The 26,019-nt window shown below is 67.7% G+C and carries 15 protein-coding genes; 12 read left to right on the forward strand and 3 right to left on the reverse strand.

The window, feature by feature from the left end:
* Window positions 1–222 precede the first annotated feature (222 nt).
* Both Ae717Ps2_RS34435 and Ae717Ps2_RS34440 read right to left on the reverse strand, forming a co-directional pair.
* On the reverse strand, window positions 223–630 hold the full coding sequence (locus Ae717Ps2_RS34435) for a hypothetical protein (protein ID WP_144276127.1): 408 nt from the start codon (window positions 628–630) through the stop codon (window positions 223–225).
* 42 nt (window positions 631–672) lie between these two features.
* Window positions 673–903 carry a hypothetical protein gene (locus tag Ae717Ps2_RS34440; protein ID WP_075334956.1) on the reverse strand — a complete coding sequence of 77 codons (231 nt, stop codon included), beginning with the start codon at window positions 901–903 and terminating at the stop codon, window positions 673–675.
* 739 nt (window positions 904–1,642) lie between these two features.
* Between Ae717Ps2_RS34440 and Ae717Ps2_RS37060 the strand changes: the two genes are divergently transcribed.
* The 7 genes from Ae717Ps2_RS37060 (at window position 1,643) to Ae717Ps2_RS37915 (ending at window position 13,750) form a co-directional block, all read left to right on the forward strand.
* Window positions 1,643–1,924: a hypothetical protein gene (locus Ae717Ps2_RS37060; protein ID WP_144276128.1), complete on the forward strand. Its 282-nt coding sequence runs from the start codon at window positions 1,643–1,645 to the stop codon at window positions 1,922–1,924.
* Window positions 1,925–6,071: 4,147 nt separating this feature from the next.
* Window positions 6,072–6,374: a hypothetical protein gene (locus Ae717Ps2_RS37065; protein WP_144276129.1), complete on the forward strand. Its 303-nt coding sequence runs from the start codon at window positions 6,072–6,074 to the stop codon at window positions 6,372–6,374.
* A gap of 2,618 nt (window positions 6,375–8,992) precedes the next feature.
* Window positions 8,993–9,817 (forward strand): hypothetical protein, encoded by an 825-nt coding sequence (locus tag Ae717Ps2_RS37070; protein WP_144276130.1) that lies wholly within the window; start codon window positions 8,993–8,995, stop codon window positions 9,815–9,817.
* Between the two features lie 1,845 nt (window positions 9,818–11,662).
* Window positions 11,663–11,944: a hypothetical protein gene (locus tag Ae717Ps2_RS37075; RefSeq protein ID WP_144276131.1), complete on the forward strand. Its 282-nt coding sequence runs from the start codon at window positions 11,663–11,665 to the stop codon at window positions 11,942–11,944.
* 279 nt (window positions 11,945–12,223) lie between these two features.
* A complete protein-coding gene (locus Ae717Ps2_RS37080; protein ID WP_144276132.1) occupies window positions 12,224–12,532 on the forward strand; it encodes a hypothetical protein in 309 nt (102 codons plus the stop codon).
* Window positions 12,533–13,204: 672 nt separating this feature from the next.
* The gene (locus tag Ae717Ps2_RS34450; protein WP_075334958.1) at window positions 13,205–13,399 is read left to right on the forward strand and encodes a hypothetical protein; all 195 of its coding nucleotides are present in this window, start codon (window positions 13,205–13,207) and stop codon (window positions 13,397–13,399) included.
* 180 nt (window positions 13,400–13,579) lie between these two features.
* Window positions 13,580–13,750, forward strand: a complete 171-nt coding sequence (locus tag Ae717Ps2_RS37915; RefSeq protein WP_158071647.1) for a hypothetical protein — start codon at window positions 13,580–13,582, stop codon at window positions 13,748–13,750.
* Between the two features lie 1,341 nt (window positions 13,751–15,091).
* On the opposite strand, the gene Ae717Ps2_RS34455 is transcribed toward Ae717Ps2_RS37915, so the two are convergent.
* Window positions 15,092–15,349, reverse strand: a complete 258-nt coding sequence (locus Ae717Ps2_RS34455; RefSeq protein WP_075334959.1) for a hypothetical protein — start codon at window positions 15,347–15,349, stop codon at window positions 15,092–15,094.
* 17 nt (window positions 15,350–15,366) lie between these two features.
* On the opposite strand from Ae717Ps2_RS34455, the gene Ae717Ps2_RS37920 reads away from it, so the two are divergent.
* From Ae717Ps2_RS37920 to Ae717Ps2_RS34470, 5 genes are all read left to right on the forward strand, one after another.
* The gene (locus Ae717Ps2_RS37920) at window positions 15,367–15,507 is read left to right on the forward strand and encodes a hypothetical protein (RefSeq protein ID WP_158071648.1); all 141 of its coding nucleotides are present in this window, start codon (window positions 15,367–15,369) and stop codon (window positions 15,505–15,507) included.
* 2,284 nt (window positions 15,508–17,791) lie between these two features.
* Complete coding sequence (locus Ae717Ps2_RS37085; RefSeq protein WP_144276133.1) at window positions 17,792–18,130, forward strand: hypothetical protein; 339 nt, start codon at window positions 17,792–17,794, stop codon at window positions 18,128–18,130.
* A gap of 6,852 nt (window positions 18,131–24,982) precedes the next feature.
* Window positions 24,983–25,120, forward strand: a complete 138-nt coding sequence (locus Ae717Ps2_RS39785; RefSeq protein WP_233147898.1) for a hypothetical protein — start codon at window positions 24,983–24,985, stop codon at window positions 25,118–25,120.
* A 163-nt stretch (window positions 25,121–25,283) separates the two neighbouring features.
* The gene (locus Ae717Ps2_RS37930; protein ID WP_158071650.1) at window positions 25,284–25,427 is read left to right on the forward strand and encodes a hypothetical protein; all 144 of its coding nucleotides are present in this window, start codon (window positions 25,284–25,286) and stop codon (window positions 25,425–25,427) included.
* Between the two features lie 111 nt (window positions 25,428–25,538).
* Entirely contained in the window at window positions 25,539–25,787 is a 249-nt protein-coding gene (locus Ae717Ps2_RS34470; protein ID WP_075334962.1) for a hypothetical protein, read from the forward strand.
* Window positions 25,788–26,019: the final 232 nt, after the last annotated feature.

Genomic DNA, 26,019 nt, shown 5'->3' on the forward strand with positions numbered 1-26,019 from the left:
CTTGCGGAACGGCACCCCGAAGTGGTTGCCAGGTCACGGTGGGTTCCAGGCGTTCGGCGGCCGTCGTTTTCGGTGCTGAACGTGACGATCGCGTCGCACGAGGACCCGCGCCACGGTTTCAGCCCGGATGCCCTGCGAGCTGTCGCTTCGAGGTCGGCGTGATGGACAAGACGATCAAGGACAAAAACACCGGTGAGGACAAGGTCGTCGGGCGCAGGTCTACTACCGCGCCGACGCGATCCGCCCGATCGGCGGCTCGGGCCGAAGAACGAGCAGGCCGCTGATGGCGGCCGCCGGTGGCCGGTGCTCGACGGCCAGATGGGCCTCGTGCTGGTGGTGCTGACCTGCACCTCGTGCCAGCACGCCGAGGAGATCCCGGACGACGGCGGCCGCCTGCCGGATCAGTGCCCCGCTGCGACGCTGGGCTTTCACCGGCGCACTCGTGTCGACCACCTCCACCGCTGTCGCTAGCTGATCAAGGAGCAAAGGCATGTCCGAGCGGATCGCGATCACCGTCCTGACGCGCTGGGGGCCCTGCTGGGTCATCACGGCGGGACTACTTGGCCAGGACGACTGCATTCGGCCCACAAGCAGCACCGCACCGGCAGGTCGCCGGAACTTGCTCTGCACGCCTCCACCTATGCCGCGGCGCAGGCCGTCACGAAGGGCGTTCTACCGGACTGCCGTGTCCGGGTCCCGTGGCTGGCCCAGCTCACCGGCGTGGTGGCGGAGGGCGTGGTGCATGCGGTGATCGATGACGGCCGTCTGCTCGCTCGGTTTGCCGCGATCCCGGGTCGCCAGCGTGACGAGCACGGCGCCCGGATCGGCCGACAGAAGCGGTTCCACGGCCTGGCTGATCACGGAGTGAACGGTCGCGCCCTGATGGATCAGGCCGTCCACCACCAGGTGCAGATCCCTGTTGGTGTCGCCGCACTACCGCGGTCGCCGCCCTCATCGCCCGCTGAGCAACTGACCCCCGCTCGACCACGGCCCCGCCCGGAGAACCCCCTCCCGGACCGGGCCGTCTTCACGACAGGAGCACTGATCATGTGGAGCAGGCAGCGCGCCGAGGATCGGGCCGCCCGCGAGTTCGTCGACCGGCTGGTGAACCCGTGGCGCCGGGTCTGTGAGCGGGTTCCGGGGCTCTCGCACACGGTGCAGTCGCCTCCGCACCACGATCGTCATCCCGACCCTGGCCCGGCGGACCTGTCGGGGCCACCCGGTGCTGGTGGTGCGCAAGATCCACGGCCAGCTCATCGAGACTTCCGTGCTGACGAGGCGTCGCGGCGGATCGCGCGGCGCTGGGCTATGACCGGATCCGGGTCTACCCGCGGATCGGAGTGGGTCCGGATCGAGCTGCTGATCGGCGACCCCTCGACGGCGAGGTCCGGCTCCGTTGGCCGGCCGCGCGGCTGTCGGTCTCCGACGTGGAGATCACCATCGCCCGAGACGAGCTCGGCAACCCTCTGCGCCAGTCCTGGGTGGAGGGCCGCACGTCTGCATTCAGGCGCGACCCGCTCGGGCAAGAGCGTGTGGTGCTATTCGGCGCTGGCGCAGCTCGCCCGCCTCGACGATGTCCTGATCGCGGGTCTGACCTGTCGGTTGCTTCTGGGCCGTCCCTACGTGGTACCCGGCACCACGAGTGGCAGGCCACCGGTCGGCCGACGTTGAGGCACACCGGGATCTGCTGGTCCGCCTGGTCGCGGAGATGGACACCCGGATCCCGAACCTGCCGCCTCGCCGGGACAAGTTCACCCGCTTCCATGCCGGGTTCCCGCTGATCGTGGTCGTGCTCGAAGAGTTCGCCGGCTGCTGCGCCTGGCGTCGACGGCCCCGGTCGAGAAGGGCCAGCCGAAGATGCGTGAGCAGCTCCTCCGCTCTACGGCCGCCTGTCTCCGAGGACACAAGGCGGGCCTGCGGCTGATGGTGGTCACCCAGCGCGCGGACGCGACCGTCGTCGTGGTTTCGAGCGCGGTCAGCTCGGCCTGCGGATCAGCTTCCGGCTCGACGACCCGGAGGCCCTGGTGATGCTCCACGGCCAGTCCGCCCGCGATCACCTCGAGGAGCACCAGCTCGCCCCGCCCGGGTCGCGCTGGTCCAGGCACCCGCCCGGCCGTTGGCCGGGTCCGCGGACCGCGGCTGATGGGCCCCTCGGAGGACGCCGACTACGCCCGCTACTGGGACGAGATCGCGGACGGCGCGGCGCGCCTCCACGAGGTAGCGGCCTGATCAGGCCAGAGTTAGCAACCAGGTCGACACAGAAGTGAGCCCCCAGGACTGGCATCCCGGGCCCGCACGTCGGCCGGAAATGGTCACCCTGCGAAGCGATCGGAGCACCGGCCAACGTGGCTACCCACAGCGTACCTAGAGCCCCCCAGCGCGGCGCTACGCGACGAGGGCACTTCCCCACCCCGGAAACAGCAGCGGCTCGCCCCAGCGGCTCCACAGCCCGTCTCGACGCCTGCCCTTCCTCGATATAGGCCGCTTGAAGGCTGGGCAGGTTCAGTCAAGGTCGAAGATCGCGGAGCGACGGCGCAGCCGCCCTTGACGGGTTCTGATCAGCATTCGATCCTCGGCCGTTCGAGGGAGGGCACCACGCCCTCGCAGCTGGCACCGACCGTTGTCGGCTCGCCGTAGGTGTGCGCTGGCAGCCGGGCCCGGCCCGCCGCCGGAGCTGAGCGGGCCGTGCCCGGCTCTGCCGGGTGCCGACACGCCGTCGTCTCTGGCGGTTCGGACGCCCCGCTGGCTCGGTCGCCCTTCGCGCCGCGCTTGGTAACGACGCAAAATCGGCCACCGCAGGTCAGGACCACCGGGCCTCTGGACCGCCAGATCAGGCGCTACGCGACAAGTACCGGCTCGCCGGAGCTGCCGCATCACGAGCCTGTCGCGGTCAAAAGTCGGTCGGGTCTCACCAACGAGTGGAGAGTCTCGTTGCACCACACGCCCGACCGGAGGAACCGGCACCGCAGGCTTCGCGCCTGGCACCTGCGCAGCGTGTGGGCGTCCCGTTGCTCGCCAAATCAGTGCGGCCCGCTCGAAGATCTCGAACAGCTATCAACTGAACGCCACCGGGGCACGGTCGCACTGCTGACCCTGACGATGCGCCACCACCGGGCCACCAGCCTGCGCGAACTTCGCCGAGCGCTGAGCCGGCTGCACACCTCACACAGTCGCGGGTGGAACGGTGGAAGACGACCTGACAGACTATGTCCGGGGATGGAGGCACCCACACCACCTCAACGGCTGCACCTCCACATCCACCCCCTGTTATCTTCCCGACCGATGTGAGCGCGAATTCCTGCTCTGACCTCGAGTCTACACCCGCTGGCCGCGGGGCTGCAAGAAGCATGACGCCACCGCCGAGCACGCATCGACGTGCGGTCGTAACGGCGCGTGGAGAAGATGGCAAGTACATCTCGAAGCTGCCTTCAGACCGCCGTGCCGGTGAAGCCGGCAAGCGCGGCTCCCGCACGCCGTTCCAATCCTCGCCGACGCGATCGACACCGGCAACGAGCGCGACGTCGCGCTCTGGCAGAGTGGAACAGGCAGCCACGGCATGCAGCAGCTCGTGTGGTCCAACGCCTCAAGCAGCGCTGCGGTCACCGAGTCAAGACGAGGAGATCCCGAAGAAGACGGAGTGGAGAGCTGGCAGGATCCTCCCGCCCGGAGCTGGAAGAAGATCTACCCGTCGCGGAGACCTATCATCGCGACTCGCCACGGCGGATTCCCGCCGCGCGCGCCTGGCTCGACCCCGGCCTGGCCTTCGAGTTCGAGGCTGACACCACCGAACGCGCCGTCCAGCTCGACCCCGGAACGCCCCGTTTGCGTGGCTCAAAGCCGCGCTCGCGCCGAAGACCCCGAACAGCCCGGGAACGCGCCGAGCTACTACCGCCCGCTACGGCCTCTGAGGGCGACGCCAGGACCGCCAGGACCGCCAGACCTATGCATCATCTGATGATCTTCGCCAGGGCTGGTCTGGTGGCGCCTCCGCGACCCAATTAGCGTTTTCCTAAGGAAACGCCGTTCGTCATACGACGACGATGCAGCTGAACACGTGGGTGGCTACGCGGCCTTCAAGACCATGTGATGCATAGGCGGTGCGGTGTGCGTGGTGCGTGTCGGTGTGCGTGGTGCATTTGATCTGATCTGGTCAGTGACGGCTGGTCAGAGACGCGCCAGCGCTCGTGCGGCCTGGCGGCTCATCGACGTGGCGCGCCGATCTTGCCCAGGAGATCCCGGCTTGGCGCGCTTCGCGTACGGCGTCGTGAGGCGTCGTTCGCTCGGCGGCAGCGCGGCTCGTACCCGACGGCAGCGCCTCGACTAGACGAGCTCCGGGTCGGCTCGGCACCGCCTGGTCCTCGACGACGACGCCGCGGCTTCCGCCGGCCGTCGGCTCGACCGGCTTGGCGCCTTGCTCGGCCGCCTCGCTGTGGACGCTCAGATGCTCCCTGCGCTCCGCGGGGCGCGGGTGTCTTCGTTGGTCCGGGCCGACAGCGGCTCAGGACCACTGACCGACGTGGCATCCCACTCGGGCGCAGGACCTCCCGGGTCTGAGCCCGTACCGGCGGGTCCGCAGAGGCTGCTCGCGGCACCGGGCGGTGCGCAGCTGCCGACCACCCGCACGAGCACGACGCTACCGCACGTGCACTTCCACGGTGTCGTTGCTGATCGGCTCGTCGTCCTGCCCGCGACATCCCCAGCGCGTGACCCTCTGCTCACCGCAGCCGATGCGTGGTGTGACGTTCCAGGGCCGCTCAAGTCCTTCACGGGAGCCATTGTCAGTCATCCTTCCTTGACACGTCAGTCAAGCTTGCCTGGCGAAATAACCAATCGTCAAGATAGCCTGACAATTAACTGTCAGGACAGCTTGGCAATGCTTCAAGAAGCCCTGACTGCCATCAGTATTACTGACAACTGATGAGTGCCGGACTGGCCGGCCAACCGCGCATGGGGCTCTGCCGCGATTGCCAGGAACCTACATCGCCACTGTGTAGGTCTCTGCTCGATCACCAGTGCTACGAAGTGCGGTTTCCAGCTCGATCTGGCTCGCGTCGCGCGTGTCCGCAGCGTGATCAGCACGGTACGCCAGCGGATCACATGACGTCCCGTTCTCCGGGTCAGGCATCGAGTGCTCACTCGTTCGGTGTCTGTGCAGCTGGTATCCGGCCTCGCGCATGAACGAGTACAGGTCGGTCCGCTCGTGGCTCCTGTCGCCGGTCTACCCGTCTCTGATGGATTCGCCACCTACCTCGCCTGGAGCCACTGATCGTGCAGCAACACGATTGGCGCCCTTGTATACCGCCGACTCGTGACAACCCATCCCCCCGCCAATGCCGAGCGCTGCGCTACTCGTGTTCGCGACTCGTAGGACGCCTCGACGGTCTCGATCTTTGAGTCATCCCCGGTGTGCTCCCCCACGCGGATGCGCGTCTCCGGCTGGCTGTGCATGTCCACGGTGCCGAGTCGCGCACGACTGTTCCGACACCTGACAGCGGCGTCACCAGCCCTCGTTGGCAAGGCCGACACCGCGCTGCCACGTCTCCCGCCTACCTCGTACTCCCATCAACTCGGGAGTGCGGAGGTCGACCCCGCGGATAGGCCGTTGTGATCCTTTCTCGCAGCTCGCGGCGATCTTCTCTACTTCCGGCCATCGTCTGACCTCCTCTGATTCATACGTCTAGACCTTTGAGGGACTCATGCTACGGTAGTTCTATCAGTCCAGACGTCCAGACCTTCGAGGCTGCGAACTGAGGACAAGAACCACAGGACGTCTGCCCCGGAGTGGCGGATCGAAAAACATGGAGATGCGCATGTCGAACCAGGCCCGATAACTTCAAGATCGACCCGACGAGTTTCACGATGTGATGGTCATGACCTGGCGCCGAAGCTGAAGTTCGCAGCGACACCGACAGGAGTGCTTGCGAACGCACCCCGAATGGGTGCCCAGTCACGGTGGTTCCAGCGTCGGCGCCGTCGTTTTCGGTGCTGAACGTGACGATCGCGTCGCACGAGACCCGCGCCACGGTTTCAGCCCGGATGCCCTGCGAGCTGGTCGGCTTCGAGGTCGGCTGATGGACAAGACGATCAAGGACAAGAACACCGGTGAGGACAAGTCGTCGGGGCGCAGGTCTACTACCGCGCCGACGCGATCCGCCCGATCGCGGCTCGGCCGGAAGAACGAGCAGCCGCTGATGGCGGGCCGCCGTGCCGTGCTCGACGGCCAGATGGCCTCTGCTGGTGTGCTGACCTGCACCTCGTGCCAGCACGCCGAGGAGATCCCGGACGACGGCGCCGCCTGCCGATCAGTGCCCCCGCTGCGACGCTGGCTTTCACCGGCCACTCGTGTCGACCACCTCCACCGCTGTCCTAGCTGATCAAGAGCAAAGCATGTCCGACGGATCGCGATCACCGTCCTGACGGCCTGGGCCCTGCTGGTCATCACGCGGGACTACTTGGCCCAGGACGACTGCATGTCGGCCCACAAGCAGCACCGCACCGGGCAGGTCCCGGAACTTGCTCTGCACGCCTCCACCTATGCCGCGCGCAGGCCGTCACAATGGCTTCTACCGACTGCCGTGTCCGGTCCCGTGGCTGGCCCAGCTCACCGTGTGCGGAGGCTGTGGCATGCGGTGATCGATGACGCCGTCTGCTCGCTCGGTTGCCGCATCCCGGTCGCCAGCTGACGAGCACGCGCCCGGATCGGCCGACAGAAGCGTTCCACGCCTGGCTGATCACGGAGTGAACGGTCCGCCCTGATGGATCAGCCGTCCACCACCAGTGCAGATCCCTGTTGTGTCGCCTCACTACCGCGGTCGCCCCCTCATCGCCCGCTGAGCAACTGACCCCCGCTCGACCACGCCCCGCCCGGAGAACCCCCTCCCGACCGGGCCTCTTCACGACAGGAGCACTATCATGTGAGCAGCAGCGCCGAGGATCGGGCCGCCCGCGAGTCGCGACCGCTGGAACCCGTGGCGCCGGTCTGTGAGCGGTTCCGGGCTCTCGCACACGTGCAGTCCCTCCGCACCACGATCTCATCCCGACCCTGCCGGCGACCTTCGGCCGACCCGTGCTGGTGCGCAAGATCCACGCCACTCATCGAGACTTCCGTGCTGACGAGGCGTCGCGCGGATCGCGCGCGCTGGCTATGACCGGATCCGGTCTACCCCGCGGATCGGAGGGTCCGGATCGAGCTGCTGATCGCGACCCCCTCGACGCGAGTCCCGGCTCCGTTGCCGGCCGCGGCTGTCGTCTCCACGTGGAGATCACCATCGCCCGAGACCGAGCTCGGCAACCCTCTGCGCCAGTCCTGGTGGAGGCCGCACGTCTGCATTCAGGGCGCACCCGCTCGGCAAGAGCGTGTGCTATTCGGCGCTGGCGCAGCTCGCCCGCCTCGACGAGTCCTGATCGCGGTCTGACCTGTCTGGTTGCTTCTGGCCGTCCCTACGTGGTACCCGCACCACGATGGCAGGCCACCGGTCGCCGACGTTGAGCACACCGGATCTGCTGTCCGCCTGTCGCGAGATGGACACCCGGATCCGAACCTGCCGCCTCCCGGACAAGTTCACCCGCTTCCATGCCGGTTCCCGCTGATCGTGTCGTCTCGAAGAGTCGCCGGGCTGCTGCGCCTGGCGTCGACGCCCCGGTCGAGAAGGCCAGCCGAAGATGCGTGAGCAGCTCCTCGCGCTCTACGCCGCCTGGTCTCCGAGGACACAAGCGGCCTGCGCTGATGTGTCACCCAGCGCGCGGACGCGACCGTCGTCGTGTTCGAGCCGTCAGCTCGGCCTGCGGATCAGCTTCCGCTCGACGACCCGGAGCCCTGTGATCTCCACGCCAGTCCGCCCGCGATCACCTCGAGGAGCACCAGCTCGCCCCGCCCGGGTCGCGCTGGTCCAGCACCCGCCCGCCGTTGGGCCGGTCCCGGACCGCGCTGATGGCCCCTCGAGGACGCCGACTACGCCCCTACTGGACGAGATCGCGGACGCGCGGCGCGCCTCCACGAGTAGCGCCTGATCAGCCAGAGTTACAACCAGTCGACACAGAAGTGACCCCCAGACTGGCATCCCGGGCCCGCACGTCGCCGGAAATGTCACCCTGCGAAGCGATCGGAGCACCGGCCAACTGGCTACCCACAGCTACCTAGAGCCCCCCAGCGCGGCGCTACGCGACGAGGCACTTCCCCACCCCGAAACAGCAGCGGCTCGCCCCAGCGCTCCACAGCCCGTCTCACGCCTGCCCTTCCTCATATAGCCGCTTGAAGGCTGGGCAGTTCAGTCAAGGTCGAAGATCGCGGAGCACGCGCAGCCGCCCTTGACGGTTCTGATCAGCATTCGATCCTCGGCCGGTTCGAGGAGGCACCACGCCCTCGCAGCTGGCACCGGACCGTTTGTCGGCGTCGCCGTAGTGTGCGCTTGGCAGTGCCGGCCCGGCCCGCCGCCGGAGCTGAGCGGGCCGTGCCCGCTCTGCCGGGTGCCGGACACGCCGTCGTCTCTGCGGTGCGGTGACGGCCGCGCTGGCTTCGGTCGCCCTTCGCGGCCGCGCTTGGTAACCGACGCGAAAAGTGCGGCCACCGCAGTCAGACCACGCGGGGCCTTCTGGACCGCCAGGATCAGCGCTACGCGACAATACCGGGCTCGCCGGAGCTGGCCGCGATCACGAGCCTGTCCGGTCAAGAAGTGCGTCGGGTCTCGACCAACGAGGTGGAAGGTCTCGTTGCACCACACGCCCGGACCGGAGGGGAACCGGCACCGCAGGCTTCGCGCCTGGCACCTCGGCAGCGTGTGGCGTGCCCGTGTGCTCGGCCAAGATCAGGCGCGCCGCTCGAAGGATCTCGAACAGCTGATCAACTGGAACGCCGACCGGGGGCACGGTCGCACTGCTGACCCTGACGATGCGCCACCACCGGCCACAGCCTGCGCGAACTTCGCCGACGCTGAGCGCGGCGTGGCGACACCTCACACAGTCGCGGGGTGGAACGTGGAAGACGGACCTGGACATGGACTATGTCCGGGAGTGGAGGCACCCACACCGACCTCAACGGCTGCACCTCCACATCCACGCCCTGTTGATCTTCCCGACCGATGTGAGCGCGGAGATTCCTGCTCTGACCTGCGAGTCTACACCCGCTGGCCGCGGGCTGCGAAGAAGGCATGAGCGCCACCGCCGAGCACGCATCGACGTGCGGTCGGTAACGGCCGTGGAGAAGATGGGCAAGTACATCTCGAAGCTGGCCTTCGAGACCGCCGGTGCCGTGGAAGCCGGCAAGCGCGGCTCCCGCACGCCGTTCCAGATCCTCGCCGACGCGATCGACACCGGCAACGAGCGCGACGTCGCCTCTGCAGAGTGGAACAGGCAGCCACGGCATGCAGCAGCTCGTGTGTCCAACGCCTCAAGCAGCGCTGCGGGTCACCGAGTCAAGGACGAGGAGATCGCCGAAGAAGACGGAGTGGAGAGCTGCAGGAGTCCTCCCGGCCCGGAGCTGGAAGAAGATCTACCCGGTCGCGGAGACCTGATCATCGCGACTCGCCACGCGGAGTTCCCGCCGCGCGCGCCTGGCTCGACGCCCGGGCCTGCCTTCGAGTTCGAGGCTGACACCACCGAACGCGCCGTCCAGCTCGACCCCGGAGACGCCCCGTTTGCGTGCTCAAAGCCGCGCTCGCGCCGAAGACCCCAACAGCGCCGGGAACGGCGCCGGAGCTACTACCGGCCCGCTACGCGCTCTGAGGCGACGGCCAGGACCGCCAGGACCGCCAGGACCTATGCATCATCTGATGATCTTCGCCAGGGCGTGTCTGGTGGCGCCTCCGGCGACCCAAGTTAGGCGTTTTCCTAAGGAAACGCCGTGTCGTCGATACGACGACGATGCAGCTGAACACGGGGTGCTACGCGGCCTTCAAGACCATGTGATGCATAGTGCGTGGTGCGTGGTGCGGTGGTGCGGTGGTGCGGTGTGCATTTGATCTTGATCTGGGTCAGTGACGGGCTGTGGTCAGAGGACGCGCCAGCGCTCGTGTGCGCCTGGCGGCTCATCGACGTGCGGCGCCGATCTTGGCCCAGGAGATCCCGGCTTGGCGCGCTTCGCGTACGGCGTCGTGAGGGCGTCGTTCGCTCGGCGGGCAGCGGCGGCTGCGGTACCGGCGACGGCAGCGGCCTCGACTAGACGAGCTCCGGGTCGGGCTCGGCACCGCCTGTCCTCGACGACGACGCCGCGGCTTCCGCGCGGCCGTCGGCTCGACCGCTTGGCGCGCTTGCTCGGCCGCCGTCCTGGACGCTCAGATGCTCCCTGCGCTCCGGCGGCGCGGGGTGTCTTCGGTTGGTCCGGGCCGACACGCTCAGGAGCCACTGACCGACGTGGGCATCCCACTCGGGCGCAGACCTCCCGGGTCTGAGCCCGGTACCGGCGGGTCCGCAGAGGCTGCTCGCGGGCACCGGGGGCGTGCGCAGCTGGCCGGACCACCCGCACGAGCACGACGCGTACCGCACGTGCACTTCCACGGTGTCGTTGCTGATCGGCTCGTCGTCCTGCCCGCGACGATCCCCAGCGCGTGACCCTCGTGCTCACCGGCAGCCGGATGCGTGGTGGTGACGTTCCAGGGGCCGCTCAAGTCCTTCACGGGAGCCATTTGTCAGTCATCCTTCCTTGACACTGTCAGTCAAGCTTGCCTGGCGAAATAACCAATCGTCAAGATAGCCTGACAATTAACTGTCAGGACAGCTTGGCAATGCTGTCAAGAAGCCCTGACGTTGCCAGTCAGGTATTACTGACAACTGATGAGTGCCGGACTGGCCGGCCAACCGCGGCGATGGGGCTCTGCCGCGATTGGCCAGGAACCTACATCGCCACTGTGTAGTCTGCTCTGCTCGATCACCAGTTGCTACGAAGGTGCTGGTTTCCAGCTCGATCTGGCTCGCGTCGCGCGGTCCGCAGCGTGATCAGCACGGGTACGCCAGCGATCGACATACGTCCCGTTCGTCCGTCAGGCATCCGAGTGCTCACTCGTTCGTTGTCTGCAGCTGGTATCCGGCCTCGCGCATGAACGAGTACAGGTCGTCCCTCGTGGCTCCTGTCGGCCGCGTACCCGTCTCTGATGGATTCGCGCACCTACCTCGCCGGACCACTATCGTGCAGCAACACAGTGGCGCCCTTATACCGCCGACTCGGTGACAACCCGATCCCCCGGCCAATGCCGAGCGGCGCTACTTCTGTTCGCGACGTCGTAGGACGCCTCGACGGTCTCGATCTTTGAGTCATCCCCGTGGTGCTCCCCCACGCGGGATGCGTCTCCGGCTGGCTGGCATGTCCACGGTCCGAGTCGCGCACGACTTCCGACACCTGACAGCGGCTCACCAGCCCTCTTGGCAAGGCCACACCGCGCTGCGCACGGTCTCCCCGCCTACCTCGTACGTCCCATCAATCGGGAGTCGGGGAGGTCACCCCGCGGATAGGCCGTTGTGATCTTCTCGCAGCTCGCGGCATCTTCTTACTTCCGGCCATCGTCTGACCTCTCTGATTCATACGTCTAGACCTTTGAGGGACTCATGCACGTAGTTCTATCAGTCCAGACGTCCAGACCTTCGAGCTGCGAACTGAGGACAAGAACCACAGGACGTCTGGCCCCGGAGTGCGGATCGAAAAACATGGAGATGCGCATGTCAACCAGGCCCGATGAACTTCAAGATCGACCCGACGAGTTCACGATGTGATGGTCATGGACCTGGCGCCGAACTGAAGTTCGGCAGCGACACCGATCAGGAGTGCTTGCGGAACGGCACCCCGAAGTGGTTGCCCAGTCACGGTGGGGTTCCAGGCTTCGGGCGCCGTCGTTTCGTGCTGAACGTGACGATCGCGTCGCACGAGGACCCGCGCCACGGTTTCAGCCCGGATGCCCTGCGAGCTGTCGCTTCGAGGCGTGATGGACAAGACGATCAAGGACAAGAACACCGGTGAGGACAAGGTCGTCGGCGCAGTCTACTACCGCGCCACGCGATCCGCCCGATCGGGCTCGGCCGGAAGAACGAGCAGCCGCGTGATGCGGGCGCCGGTGGCCGTGCCGACGCCAGATGGGCCTCGTGCTGGTGGCTGACCTGCACCTCGTGCCAGCACGCCGAGGAGATCCCGGACGACGGCGCCGCCTGCCGGATCATGCCCCCGCTGCACGCTGGCTTCACCGGCGCACTCGTGTCGACCACCTCCACCGCTGTCGCTAGCTGATCAAGGAGCAAAGGCATGTCCGAGCGGATCGCGATCACCGTCCTGACGGCGCTGGGGGCCTGCTGGGTCATCACGGCGGGGACTACTTGGCCAGGACGACTGCATGTCGGCCCACAAGCAGGGCAGGGTCGCCGGGAACTTGCTCTGCACGCCTCCACCTATGCCGCGGCGCAGGCCGTCACGAAGTGGGCGTTCTACCGGACTGCGGTGTCCGGGTCCCGTGGCTGCCCAGCTCACCGGCGTGGTGGCGGAGGCGTGGTGCATGCGGTGATCGATGACGGCCGTCTGCTCGCTCGGTTTGCCGCATCCGGGTCGCCAGCGTGACGAGCACGGCGCCCGGATCGGCCGACAGAAGCGGTTCCACGGCCTGGCTGATCACGGAGTGAACGGTCGCCCCTGATGGATCAGCCGTCCACCACCAGGTGCAGATCCCTGTTGGTGTCGCCGTCACTACCGGGTCGCCCCTCATCGCCCGCTGAGCAACTGACCCCCGCTCGACCACGGCCCGGCCCGGAGAACCCCTCCGGACCGGGGCCGTCTTCACGACAGGAGCACTGATCATGTGGAGCAGGCAGCGCGCCGAGGATCGGGCCGCCCGCGAGTTCGTCGACCGGCTGGTGACCGTGGCGCCGGGTCTGTGAGCGGGTTCCGGGGCTCTCGCACACGGTGCAGGTCGCTCCGGCACACGATCGTCATCCCGACCTGGCCCGGGCGGACCTGTCGGGGCCGACCCGGTGCTGGTGGTGCGCAAGATCCACGGCCAGCTCATCGAGGACTTTCCGTGCTGACGAGGCGTCGCGGCGGATCGCGGCGGCGCTGGGCTATGACCGGATCCGGGTCTACCCGCGCGGATCGGAGTGGGTCCGGATCGAGCTGCTGATCGGCGACCCCTCGAGGCGAGGTCCCGGCTCCGTTGGCCGGCCGCGGGCTGTCGGTCTCCGACGTGGAGATCACCATCGCCCGAGACGAGCTCGGCAACCCTCTGCGCAGTCCTGGGTGGAGGGGCCGCACGTCTGCATTCAGGGCGCGACCCGCTCGGGCAAGAGCGTGTGGTGCTATTCGGCGCTGGCGCAGCTCGCCCGCCTCGACGATGTCCTGATCGCGGGGTCTGACCTGTCTGGGTTGCTTCTGGGCGTCCTACGTGGGTACCGGCACCACGAGTGGCAGGCCACCGGGTCGGCCGACGTTTGAGGCACACGGGATCTGCTGGTCGCCTGGTCGCGGGAGATGGACACCGGATCGGAACCTGCGCTCGCCGGGACAAGTTCACCCGCTTCCATGCCGGGTTCCGCTGATCGTGGTCGTGCTCGAAGAGTTCGCCGGGCTGCTGCGCCTGGCGTCGACGGCCCGGTCGAGAAGGGCCAGCCGAAGATGCGTGAGCAGCTCCTCGCGCTCTACGGCGCCTGGTCTCCGAGGGACACAAGGCGGGCTGCGGCTGATGGTGGTCACCAGCGCGCGGACGCGACCGTCGTCGGTGGTTTCGAGCGCGGTCAGCTCGGCCTGCGGATCAGCTTCCGGCTCGACGACCCGGAGGCCTGGTGATGCTCCACGGCCAGTCGCCCGCGATCACTCGAGGAGCACCAGCTCGCCCCGCCGGGGTCGCGCTGGTCCAGGCACCGCCCGGCGTTGGGCCGGGTCCGCGGACGCGGCTGATGGGCCCTGGAGGACGCCGACTACGCCCGCTACTGGGACGAGATCGCGGACGGCGCGGCGCGCCTCCACGAGGTAGCGGCCTGATCAGGCCAGAGTTAGCAACCAGGTCGACACAGAAGTGAGCCCCCAGGACTGGCATCCCGGGGGCCGCACGTCGGCCGGAAATGGTCACCTGCGAAGCGATCGGAGCACCGGCAACGTGGCTACCACAGCGTACCTAGAGCCCCAGCGCGGCGCTACGCGACGAGGGCACTTCCCCCCCGGAAACAGGCAGCGGCTCGCCCAGCGGCTCCACAGCCGTCTCGACGCCTGCCTTCCTCGATATAGGCCGCTTGAAGGCTGGGCAGGTTCAGTCAAGGGTCGAAGATGCGGAGCGACGGCGCAGCCGCCTTGACGGGTTCTGATCAGCATTCGATCCTCGGCCGGTTCGAGGGAGGGCACACGCCCTCGCAGCTGGCACCGGACCGTTTGTCGGCGTCGCCGTAGGTGTGCGCTTGGCAGTGCGGGCCGGCCCGCCGGCCGGAGGCTGAGGCGGGCCGGTGCCGGCTCTGCCGGGTGCGGACACGGCCGTCGTCGTCGTGGCGGTGTGCGGTGACGGCCGCGCTGGCTTCGGTGCGCCCTTCGGCGGCCGCGCTTGGTAACGACGCGAAAAGTGCGGCCACCGCAGGTCAGGACCACGCGGGGGCTTCTGGGACCGCCAGGATCAGGCGCTACGCGACAAGTACGGGCTCGCCGGGAGCTGGCCGCGATCACGAGCCTGTCGCGGGTCAAGAAGTGCGGTCGGGTCTCGACAACGAGGGTGGAGAGGTCTCGTTGCACCACACGCCCGGACCGGAGGGGGAACGGGCACCGCAGGCTTCGGCGGCCTGGCGACCTGCGGCAGCGTGTGGGCGTGCCCGGTGTGCTCGGCCAAGATCAGTGCGCGCCGCTCGAAGGATTCGAACAGCTGATCAACTGGAACGCCGACGGGGGGGCACGGTCGCACTGCTGACCTGACGATGCGCCACCACCGGGGCACAGCCTGCGCGAACTTCGCCGAGCGCTGAGCGCGGCGTGGCGACACCTCACACAGTCGCGGGGGTGGAAGCGGTGGAAGACGGACTGGACATGGACTATGTCCGGGGAGTGGAGGGCACCCACACCGACTCAACGGCTGGCACCTCCACATCCACGCCTGTTGATCTTCCCGACCGATGTGAGCGCGGAGATTCCTGCTCTGACCTGCGAGGTCTACACCCGCTGGGCCGCGGGGCTGGCGAAGAAGGGCATGAGCGCCACCGCCGAGCACGGCATCGACGTGCGGGTCGGTAACGGCGCGGTGGAGAAGATGGGCAAGTACATCTCGAAGCTGGCCTTCGAGACCGCCGGTGGCCGGTGGAAGCGCGGCAAGCGCGGCTCCGCACGCCGTTCCAGATCCTCGCCGACGCGATCGACACCGGCAACGAGCGCGACGTCGCGCTCTGGCAGGAGTGGGAACAGGGCAGCCACGGCATGCAGCAGCTCGTGTGGTCCAACGGCCTCAAGCAGCGCTGCGGGGTCACGAGGTCAAGGACGAGGAGATCGCCGAAGAAGACGGAGGTGGAGAGCTGGCAGGAGTCCTCCCGGCCCGGAGCTGGAAGAAGATCTACCCGGTCGCGGAGGACTGATCATCGCGACTCGCCACGGCGGAGTTCCGCCGGCGCGCCTGGCTCGACGCCCGGGGCTGGCCTTCGAGTTCGAGGCTGACACACGAACGCGCCGTCCAGCTCGACCCGGAGACGCCCGTTTGCGTGGCTCAAAGCCGCGCTCGCGGCCGAAGACCCCGAACAGCGCCGGGAACGGCGCCGGAGCTACTACCGGCCGCTACGGCGCTCTGAGGGCGACGGCCAGGACCGCCAGGACGCAGGACTATGCATCATCTGATGATCTTCGGCCAGGGGCGTGGTCTGGGTGGGCGCCTCCGGCGGACCCAAGTTAGGCGTTTTCCTAAGGAAACGCCGTGTCGTCGATACGACGACGATGCAGCTGAACACGGTGGGTGGCTACGCGGCCTTCAAGACCATGTGATGCATAGGTGCGGTGGTGCGGTGGTGCGGTGGTGCGGTGGTGCGGTGGTGCGGTGGTGCATTTGATCTTGATCTGGGTCAGTGACGGGCTGTGGTCAGAGGACGCGCCAGCGCTCGTGTGCGGCTGGCGGCTCATCGACGTGGCGGCGCCGATCTTGGCCAGGAGATCCCGGTTGGCGCGCTTCGCGTACGGCGTCGGTGAGGGCGTCGTTCGCTCGGCGGGCAGCGGCGGCTGCGGTACCGGCGACGGCAGCGGCCTCGACTAGACGAGCTCCGGGGTCGGGCTCGGGCACGCTGGTCTCGACGACGACGGCCGGGCTTCCGGCGCGGCCGTCGGCTCGACCGGCTTGGCGCGCTTGCTCGGCCGCCGTCGCTGTGGACGCTCAGATGCTCCTGCGGCTCCGGCGGGGCGGCGGGGGTGTCTTCGGTTGGGTCCGGGGCCGACAGCGGCTCAGGGAGCCACTGACCGACGTGGGCATCCACTCGGGGCGCAGGACCTCCGGGTCTGAGCCCGGTACCGGCGGGTCCGCAGAGGCTGCTCGGGGCACCGGGGGCGGTGCGCAGCTGGCCGGACACCGCAGAGCACGACGCGTACCGCACGTGCCTTCCACGGTGTCGTTGCTGATCGGCTCGTCGTCCTGCCGGCGACGATCCAGCGCGTGACCTCGTGTCACGGCAGCGGATGCGTGGTGGTGACGTTCAGGGGCCGCTCAAGTCTTACGGGAGCATTTGTCAGTCATCTTCCTTGACACTGTCAGTCAAGCTTGCTGGCGAAATAACAATCGTCAAGATAGCCTGACAATTAACTGTCAGGACAGCTTGGCATGCTGTCAAGAAGCCTGACGTTGCAGTCAGGTATTACTGAAACTGATGAGTGCCGGACTGGCCGGCCAACCGCGGCGATGGGGGCTCTGCGGATTGGCCAGGAACTACATGCACTGTGTAGGTCTGCTCTGCTCGATCACAGTTGCTACGAAGGTGCTGGTTTCCAGCTCGATCTGGCTCGCGTCGCGCGTGGTCGCAGCGTGATCAGCAGGGTAGCCAGGCGGGATCGACATGACGTCCGTTCGTCCGGGTCAGGCATCCGAGTGCTCACTGTTCGGTTGTCTGTGCAGGCTGGTATCCGGCTCGCGCATGAACGAGTAAGGTCGGTCCGCTCGTGGGCGTCCTTGTCGGCCGGGTCGTACCCGGTCTCTGAGTGGATTCGCGCACCTACCTCGCTGGGAGCCACTGATCGTGCAGCAACACGATGTGGCGGCCTTGTAGTACGCGGACTCGGTGGACAACCGATCCCCGGCCAATGCGAGGCGCTGCGCTACTTCGTGGTTCGCGACGTCGTAGGACGCTCGACGGTCTCGATCTTTGAGTCATCCCGGTGGTGCTCCCCACGCGGGATGCGCGTCTCCGGGCTGGCTGTGCATGTCCAGGTGCGAGGTCGGCACGACTGTTCGAACTGACAGCGGCGTCACAGGCCTCGTTGGCAAGGGCCGACACGGCTGCGCACGGTTCCGCGCTACCTCGTACGTCGCCATCAACTCGGGGAGTGCGGGGAGGGTCGACCCGGCGGATAGGTGCGTTGGTGATCCTTTCTCGCAGCTCGCGGGCGATCTTCTCGTACTTCCGGGCATCGTCTGACTCCTTGATTCATACGTCTAGACTTTGAGGGGATCATGCTACGGTAGTTCTATCAGTCAGACGTCCAGACTTCGAGGCTGCGAACTGAGGACAAGAACAGGAGGTCTGGCCCGGAGTGGCGGATCGAAAACATGGGAGATGCGCATGTCGAACAGGGCCGATGAACTTCAAGATCGACCCGACGAGTTTCACGATGGTGATGGTCATGGACTGGCGCCGAAGCTGAAGTTCGGCAGCGACACGATCAGGAGTGCTTGCGGAACGGCACCCGAAGTGGGTTGCCCAGGTCACGGTGGGGTTCCAGGCGTTCGGGCGGCCGTCGTTTTCGGTGCTGAACGTGACGATCGCGTCGCACGAGGACCGCGCCACGGGTTTCAGCCGGGATGCCTGCGAGCTGGTCGGCTTCGAGGTCGGCGTGATGGACAGACGATCAAGGACAAGAACCGGTGAGGAAGGTCGTCGGGGCGCAGGTCTACTACGGCCGACGCGATCCGCCGATCGGCGGCTCGGGCCGGAAGAAGAGCAGGCGCGTGATGGCGGGCGCGGTGGCGGTGCTCGACGGCAGATGGGCTCGTGCTGGTGGTGCTGACTGCACTCGTGCAGCACGCCGAGGAGATCCGGACGACGGCGGCCGCTGCCGGATCAGTGCCCGCTGCGACGGCTGGGCTTTCACCGGCGCTCGTGTGACACTCCACGCTGTCGCTAGCTGATAAGGAGCAAAGGCATGTCCGAGCGGATCGCGATACGGTCCTGACGGCGCTGGGGGCCTGCTGGGTCATCAGGCGGGGACTACTTGGCCAGGACGACTGCATGTCGGCCACAAGCAGCACGCACCGGGCAGGGTCGCGGGAATTGCTCTGCACGCTCCCTATGCGCGGCGCAGGCGTCAGAAGTGGGCGTTCTACCGGACTGCCGGTGTCCGGGTCCGTGGCTGGCCAGCTCACGGCGTGGTGGCGGAGGGCGTGGTGCATGCGGTGATCGATGACGGCGTCTGCTCGCTCGGTTTGCCGGATCCGGGTCGCCAGCGTGACGAGCACGGGCCGGATCGGCCGACAGAAGCGGTTCCACGGCCTGGCTGATCACGGAGTGAACGGTCGCGCCTGATGGATCAGGCCGTCACACAGGTGCAGATCCTGTTGGTGTCGCCGTCATACGCGGTCGCGCCTCATCGCCGCTGAGCAACTGACCCCGCTCGACACGGCCCGGCCGGAGAACCCTCCCGGACGGGGCGTCTTCACGACAGGAGACTGATCATGTGGAGCAGGCAGCGCGCGAGGATCGGGCCGCCGCGAGTTCGTCGACCGGCTGGTGAACCGTGGCGCCGGGTCTGTGAGCGGGTTCGGGGCTCTCGCACACGGTGCAGGTCGCTCCGGCCACGATCGTCATCCCGACCTGGCCGGGCGGACTGTCGGGGCGGACCCGGTGCTGGTGGTGCGCAAGATCACGGCCAGCTCATCGAGGACTTCCGTGCTGAGAGGCGTCGCGGCGGATCGCGGCGGCGCTGGGCTATGACGGATCGGGTCTACCGCGCGGATCGGAGTGGGTCCGGATCGAGCTGCTGATCGGCGACCCCTCGACGGCGAGGTCCGGTCCGTTGGCCGGCCGCGGGCTGTCGGTCTCCGACGTGGAGATCACATCGCCGAGACGAGCTCGGCAACCTCTGCGCCAGTCCTGGGTGGAGGGGCGCACGTCTGCATTCAGGGCGCGACCGCTCGGGCAAGAGGTGTGGTGCTATTCGGCGCTGGCGCAGCTCGCCCGCCTCGACGATGTCCTGATGCGGGGTCTGACCTGTCTGGGTTGCTTCTGGGCCGTCCTACGTGGGTACCGGCACCACGAGTGGCAGGCACGGGTCGGCCGACGTTGAGGCACACGGGATTGCTGGTCCGCCTGGTCGCGGAGATGGACACCGGATCCGGAACTGCCGCTCGCGGGACAAGTTCACCGCTTCCATGCGGGTTCCCGCTGATCGTGGTCGTGCTCGAAGAGTTCGCCGGGCTGCTGCGCCTGGCGTCGACGGCCCCGGTCGAGAAGGGCAGCCGAAGATGCGTGAGCAGCTCTCGCGCTCTACGGCGCTGGTTCCGAGGGACACAAGGCGGGCCTGCGGCTGATGGTGGTCACCAGCGCGCGGACGCGACGTGTCGGTGGTTTCGAGCGCGGTCAGCTCGGCCTGCGGATCAGCTTCCGGTCGACGACCCGGAGGCCTGGTGATGCTCCACGGCAGTCCGCCCGCGATCACCTCGAGGAGCACCAGCTCGCCCGCCGGGGTCGCGCTGGTCCAGGCACCGCCCGGCGTTGGGCCGGGTCCGCGGACCGCGGCTGATGGGCCCTCGGAGGACGCCGATACGCCGCTACTGGGACGAGATCGCGGACGGCGCGGCGCGCCTCCACGAGGTAGCGGCCTGATCAGGCCAGAGTTAGCAACCAGGTGACACAGAAGTGAGCCCCAGGACTGGCATCCCGGGGGCCGCAGTCGGCCGGAAATGGTCACCCTGCGAAGCGATCGGAGCACGGCAACGTGGCTACCCACAGCGTACCTAGAGCCCCAGCGCGGCGCTACGCGACGAGGGCACTTCCCACCCGGAAACAGGCAGCGGCTCGCCCAGCGGCTCCACAGCCGTCTCGACGCCTGCCTTCCTCGATATAGGCGCTTGAAGGCTGGGCAGGTTCAGTCAAGGGTCGAAGATCGCGGAGCGACGGGCAGCCGCCTTGACGGGTTCTGATCAGCATTCGATCTCGGCCGGTTCGAGGGAGGGCACACGCCTCGCAGCTGGCACGGACGTTTGTCGGCGTCGCCGTAGGTGTGCGCTTGGCAGTGCGGGCCGGCCGCGGCCGGAGGCTGAGGCGGGCCGGTGCCCGGCTCTGCCGGGTGCCGGACACGGCCGTCGTCGTCGTGGCGGTGTGCGGTGACGGCGCGCTGGCTTCGGTGCGCCCTTCGGCGGCCGCGCTTGGTAACGACGCGAAAAGTGCGGCCACGCAGGTCAGGACACGCGGGGGCTTCTGGGACGCAGGATCAGGCGCTACGCGACAAGTACCGGGCTCGCCGGGAGCTGGCCGCGATCACGAGCCTGTCGCGGGTCAAGAAGTGCGGTCGGGTCTCGACAACGAGGGTGGAGAGGTCTCGTTGCACCACACGCCGGACGGAGGGGGAACGGGCACGCAGGCTTCGGCGGCCTGGCGACCTGCGGCAGCGTGTGGGCGTGCCCGGTGTGCTCGGCAAGATCAGTGCGCGCCGCTCGAAGGATTCGAACAGCTGATCAACTGGAACGCCGACGGGGGGGCACGGTCGCACTGCTGACCTGACGATGCGCCACCACGGGGCACAGCCTGCGCGAACTTCGCCGAGCGCTGAGCGCGGCGTGGCGACACCTCACACAGTCGCGGGGGTGGAAGCGGTGGAAGACGGACCTGGACATGGACTATGTCGGGGAGTGGAGGGCACCCACACCGACCTCAACGGCTGGCACTCCACATCCACGCCTGTTGATCTTCCCGACGATGTGAGCGGGAGATTCCTGCTCTGACTGCGAGGTCTACACCGCTGGGCGCGGGGCTGGGAAGAAGGGCATGAGCGCACGCGAGCACGGCATCGACGTGCGGGTCGGTAACGGCGCGGTGGAGAAGATGGGCAAGTAATCTCGAAGCTGGCTTCGAGACCGCGGTGGCCGGTGGAAGCGCGGCAAGCGCGGCTCCCGCACGCCGTTCCAGATCCTCGCCGACGCGATCGACACCGGAACGAGCGCGACGTCGCGCTCTGGCAGGAGTGGGAAAGGGCAGCCACGGCATGCAGCAGCTCGTGTGGTCCAACGGCTCAAGCAGCGCTGCGGGGTCACCGAGGTCAAGGACGAGGAGATCGCGAAGAAGACGGAGGTGGAGAGCTGGCAGGAGTCTCCCGGCCCGGAGCTGGAAGAAGATCTACCCGGTCGCGGAGGACCTGATCATCGGACTCGCACGGCGGAGTTCCGCGGCGCGCCTGGCTCGACGCCCGGGGCCTGGCTTCGAGTTCGAGGCTGACACCACGAACGCGCGTCCAGCTCGACCCGGAGACGCCCGTTTGCGTGGCTCAAAGCCGCGCTCGCGGCCGAAGACCCGAACAGCGCGGGAACGGCGCCGGAGCTACTACGGCCGCTACGGCGCTCTGAGGGCGACGGCCAGGACGCCAGGACCGCAGGACTATGCATCATCTGATGATCTTCGGCCAGGGGCGTGGTCTGGGTGGGCGCCTCCGGCGGACCAAGTTAGGCGTTTTCCTAAGGAAACGCCGTGTCGTCGATACGACGACGATGCAGCTGAACACGGTGGGTGGCTACGCGGCCTTCAAGACCATGTGATGCATAGGTGCGGTGGTGCGGTGGTGCGGTGGTGGGTGGTGCGGTGGTGCGGTGGTGCATTTGATCTTGATCTGGGTCAGTGACGGGCTGTGGTCAGAGGACGCGCCAGCGCTCGTGTGCGGCCTGGCGGCTCATCGACGTGGCGGCGCCGATCTTGGCCAGGAGATCCGGCTTGGCGCGCTTCGCGTACGGGTCGGTGAGGGCGTCGTTCGCTCGGCGGGCAGCGGCGGCTGCGGTACGGCGACGGCAGCGGCTCGACTAGACGAGCTCCGGGGTCGGGCTCGGGCACCGCCTGGTCTCGACGACGACGGCGCGGCTTCCGGCGCGGCCGTCGGCTCGACCGGCTTGGCGCGCTTGCTCGGCCGCCGTCGCTGTGGACGCTCAGATGCTCCCTGCGGCTCCGGCGGGGCGGCGGGGGTGTCTTCGGTTGGGTCCGGGGCCGACAGCGGCTCAGGGAGCCACTGACGACGTGGGCATCCCACTCGGGGCGCAGGACTCCCGGGTCTGAGCCCGGTACGGCGGGTCGCAGAGGCTGCTCGCGGGCACCGGGGGCGGTGCGCAGCTGGCCGGACACCGCACGAGCACGACGCGTACCGCACGTGCACTTCCACGGTGTCGTTGCTGATCGGCTCGTCGTCCTGCCGGCGACGATCCCAGCGCGTGACCTCGTGCTCACGGCAGCCGGATGCGTGGTGGTGACGTTCCAGGGGCGCTCAAGTCTTCACGGGAGCCATTTGTCAGTCATCCTTCCTTGACACTGTCAGTCAAGCTTGCCTGGCGAAATAACAATCGTCAAGATAGCTGACAATTAACTGTCAGGACAGCTTGGCAATGCTGTCAAGAAGCCTGACGTTGCCAGTCAGGTATTACTGACAACTGATGAGTGCGGACTGGCCGGCAACCGGGCGATGGGGGCTCTGCGCGATTGGCCAGGAACTACATCGCCACTGTGTAGGTCTGCTCTGCTCGATCACCAGTTGCTAGAAGGTGCTGGTTTCAGCTCGATCTGGCTCGCGTCGCGCGTGGTCCGCAGCGTGATCAGCACGGGTACGCCAGGCGGGATCGACATGACGTCCGTTCGTCCGGGTCAGGCATCCGAGTGCTCACTCGTTCGGTTGTCTGTGCAGGCTGGTATCCGGCTCGCGCATGAACGAGTACAGGTCGGTCCGCTCGTGGGCGTCCTTGTCGGCGGGTCGTACCGGTCTCTGAGTGGATTCGCGCACTACTCGCTGGGAGCCATGATCGTGCAGCAACACGATGTGGCGGCCTTGTAGTACGCGGACTCGGTGGACAACCGATCCCCGGCAATGCGAGGCGCTGCGCTACTTCGTGGTTGCGACGTCGTAGGACGCCTCGACGGTCTCGATCTTTGAGTCATCCCGGTGGTGCTCCCAGCGGGATGCGCGTCTCGGGCTGGCTGTGCATGTCCACGGTGCCGAGGTCGGCACGACTGTTCCGACACTGACAGCGGGTCACCAGGCCTCGTTGGCAAGGGCCGACACCGCGCTGCGCACGGTCTCCCGGCTACCTCGTACGTCGCCATCAATCGGGGAGTGCGGGGAGGGTCGACCCGGCGGATAGGTGCGTTGGTGATCCTTTCTCGCAGCTCGCGGGCGATCTTCTCGTACTTCCGGGCCATCGTCTGACTCCTCTGATTCATACGTCTAGACCTTTGAGGGGACTCATGCTACGGTAGTTCTATCAGTCCAGACGTCCAGACTTCGAGGCTGCGAACTGAGGACAAGAACACAGGACGGTCTGGCCCGGAGTGGCGGATCGAAAACATGGGAGATGCGCATGTCGAACAGGGCCGATGAACTTCAAGATCGACCGACGAGTTTCACGATGGTGATGGTCATGGACTGGCGCCGAAGCTGAAGTTCGGCAGCGACACCGATCAGGAGTGCTTGCGGAACGGCACCCGAAGTGGGTTGCCAGGTCAGGTGGGGTTCCAGGCGTTCGGGCGGCCGTCGTTTTCGGTGCTGAACGTGAGATCGCGTCGCACGAGGACCGCGCCACGGGTTTCAGCCGGGATGCCCTGCGAGCTGGTCGGCTTCGAGGTCGGCGTGATGGACAGACGATAAGGACAAGAAACCGGTGAGGACAAGGTCGTCGGGGCGCAGGTCTACTACGCGCCGACGCGATCCGCCGATCGGCGGCTCGGGCCGGAAGAACGAGCAGGCCGCGTGATGGGGGCCGCGGTGGCGGTGCTCGACGGCCAGATGGGCCTCGTGCTGGTGGTGCTGACTGCACTCGTGCAGCACGCCGAGGAGATCCGGACGACGGCGGCGCTGCCGGATCAGTGCCCCGCTGCGACGGCTGGGCTTTCACCGGCGCACTCGTGTCGACACCTCCACGCTGTCGCTAGCTGATCAAGGAGCAAAGGCATGTCGAGCGGATCGCGATCACCGTCCTGAGGCGCTGGGGGCCCTGCTGGGTCATCACGGCGGGGACTACTTGGCCCAGGACGATGCATGTCGGCCACAAGCAGCACGCACCGGGCAGGGTCGCCGGGAACTTGCTCTGCACGCCTCCACTATGCCGCGGCGCAGGCCGTCACGAAGTGGGCGTTCTACGGACTGCCGGTGTCCGGGTCCGTGGCTGGCCCAGCTCACGGCGTGGTGGCGGAGGGCGTGGTGCATGCGGTGATCGATGACGGCCGTCTGCTCGCTCGGTTTGCCGCGATCCCGGGTCGCCAGCGTGACGAGCAGGCGCCGGATCGGCGACAGAAGCGGTTCCACGGCCTGGCTGATCACGGAGTGAACGGTCGCGCCCTGATGGATCAGGCCGTCCACACAGGTGCAGATCCTGTTGGTGTCGCCGTCACTACGCGGTCGCCGCCTCATCGCCCGCTGAGCAACTGACCCCGCTCGACCACGGCCCGGCCGGAGAACCCCTCCGGACCGGGGCGTCTTCACGACAGGAGCACTGATCATGTGGAGCAGGCAGCGCGCCGAGGATCGGGCCGCCCGCGAGTTGTCGACCGGCTGGTGAACCGTGGCGCCGGGTCTGTGAGCGGGTTCGGGGCTCTCGCACACGGTGCAGGTCGCTCCGGACCACGATCGTCATCCGACCCTGGCCCGGGCGGACCTGTCGGGGCCGGACCGGTGCTGGTGGTGCGCAAGATCCACGGCCAGCTCATCGAGGACTTCCGTGCTGACGAGGCGTCGCGGCGGATCGCGGCGGCGCTGGGCTATGACCGGATCCGGGTCTACCCGCGCGGATCGGAGTGGGTCGGATCGAGCTGCTGATGGCGACCCCTCGACGGCGAGGTCCCGGTTCCGTTGGCCGGCCGCGGGCTGTCGGTCTCCGAGTGGAGATACATCGCCCGAGACGAGCTCGGCAACCTCTGCGCCAGTCCTGGGTGGAGGGGCCGCACGTCTGCATTCAGGGCGCGACCGCTCGGGCAAGAGCGTGTGGTGCTATTCGGCGCTGGCGCAGCTCGCCCGCCTCGACGATGTCCTGATCGCGGGGTCTGACCTGTCTGGGTTGCTTCTGGGCCGTCCCTACGTGGGTACCCGGCACCACGAGTGGCAGGCCACGGGTCGGCGACGTTGAGGCACACCGGGATCTGCTGGTCCGCCTGGTCGCGGAGATGGACACCCGGATCCGGAACCTGCCGCCTCGCCGGGACAAGTTCACCCGCTTCCATGCCGGGTTCCGCTGATCGTGGTCGTGCTCGAAGAGTTCGCCGGGCTGCTGCGCCTGGCGTCGACGGCCCCGGTCGAGAAGGGCCAGCCGAAGATGCGTGAGCAGCTCCTCGCGCTCTACGGCCGCCTGGTCTCCGAGGGACACAAGGCGGGCCTGCGGCTGATGGTGGTCACCAGCGCGCGGACGCGACCGTCGTCGGTGGTTTCGAGCGCGGTCAGCTCGGCCTGCGGATCAGCTTCCGGCTCGACGACCCGGAGGCCCTGGTGATGCTCCACGGCCAGTCCGCCGCGATCACCTCGAGGAGCACCAGCTCGCCCCGCCGGGGTCGCGCTGGTCCAGGCACCCGCCCGGCCGTTGGGCCGGGTCCGGACCGCGGCTGATGGGCCCTCGGAGGACGCCGACTACGCCCGCTACTGGGACGAGATCGCGGACGGGCGGGCGCGCCTCCACGAGGTAGCGGCCTGATCAGGCCAGAGTTAGCAACCAGGTCGACACAGAA

It is taken from the genome of Pseudonocardia sp. Ae717_Ps2 (genome assembly GCF_001932475.1).
Lineage (GTDB): Bacteria > Actinomycetota > Actinomycetes > Mycobacteriales > Pseudonocardiaceae > Pseudonocardia.

What these genes read in the sequence shown, in the direction of transcription:
- Ae717Ps2_RS37080 (WP_144276132.1), top strand. Translation starts at nt 12,224, where the DNA reads ATGTCCGAGCGGATCGCGATCACCGTCCTGACGGCGCTGGGGGCCTGC.
- Ae717Ps2_RS37075 (WP_144276131.1), top strand. Translation starts at nt 11,663, where the DNA reads ATGAACTTCAAGATCGACCCGACGAGTTCACGATGTGATGGTCATGGA.
- Ae717Ps2_RS37915 (WP_158071647.1), top strand. Translation starts at nt 13,580, where the DNA reads ATGCGTGAGCAGCTCCTCGCGCTCTACGGCGCCTGGTCTCCGAGGGAC.
- Ae717Ps2_RS37070 (WP_144276130.1), top strand. Translation starts at nt 8,993, where the DNA reads ATGGACTATGTCCGGGAGTGGAGGCACCCACACCGACCTCAACGGCTG.
- Ae717Ps2_RS37065 (WP_144276129.1), top strand. Translation starts at nt 6,072, where the DNA reads ATGGACAAGACGATCAAGGACAAGAACACCGGTGAGGACAAGTCGTCG.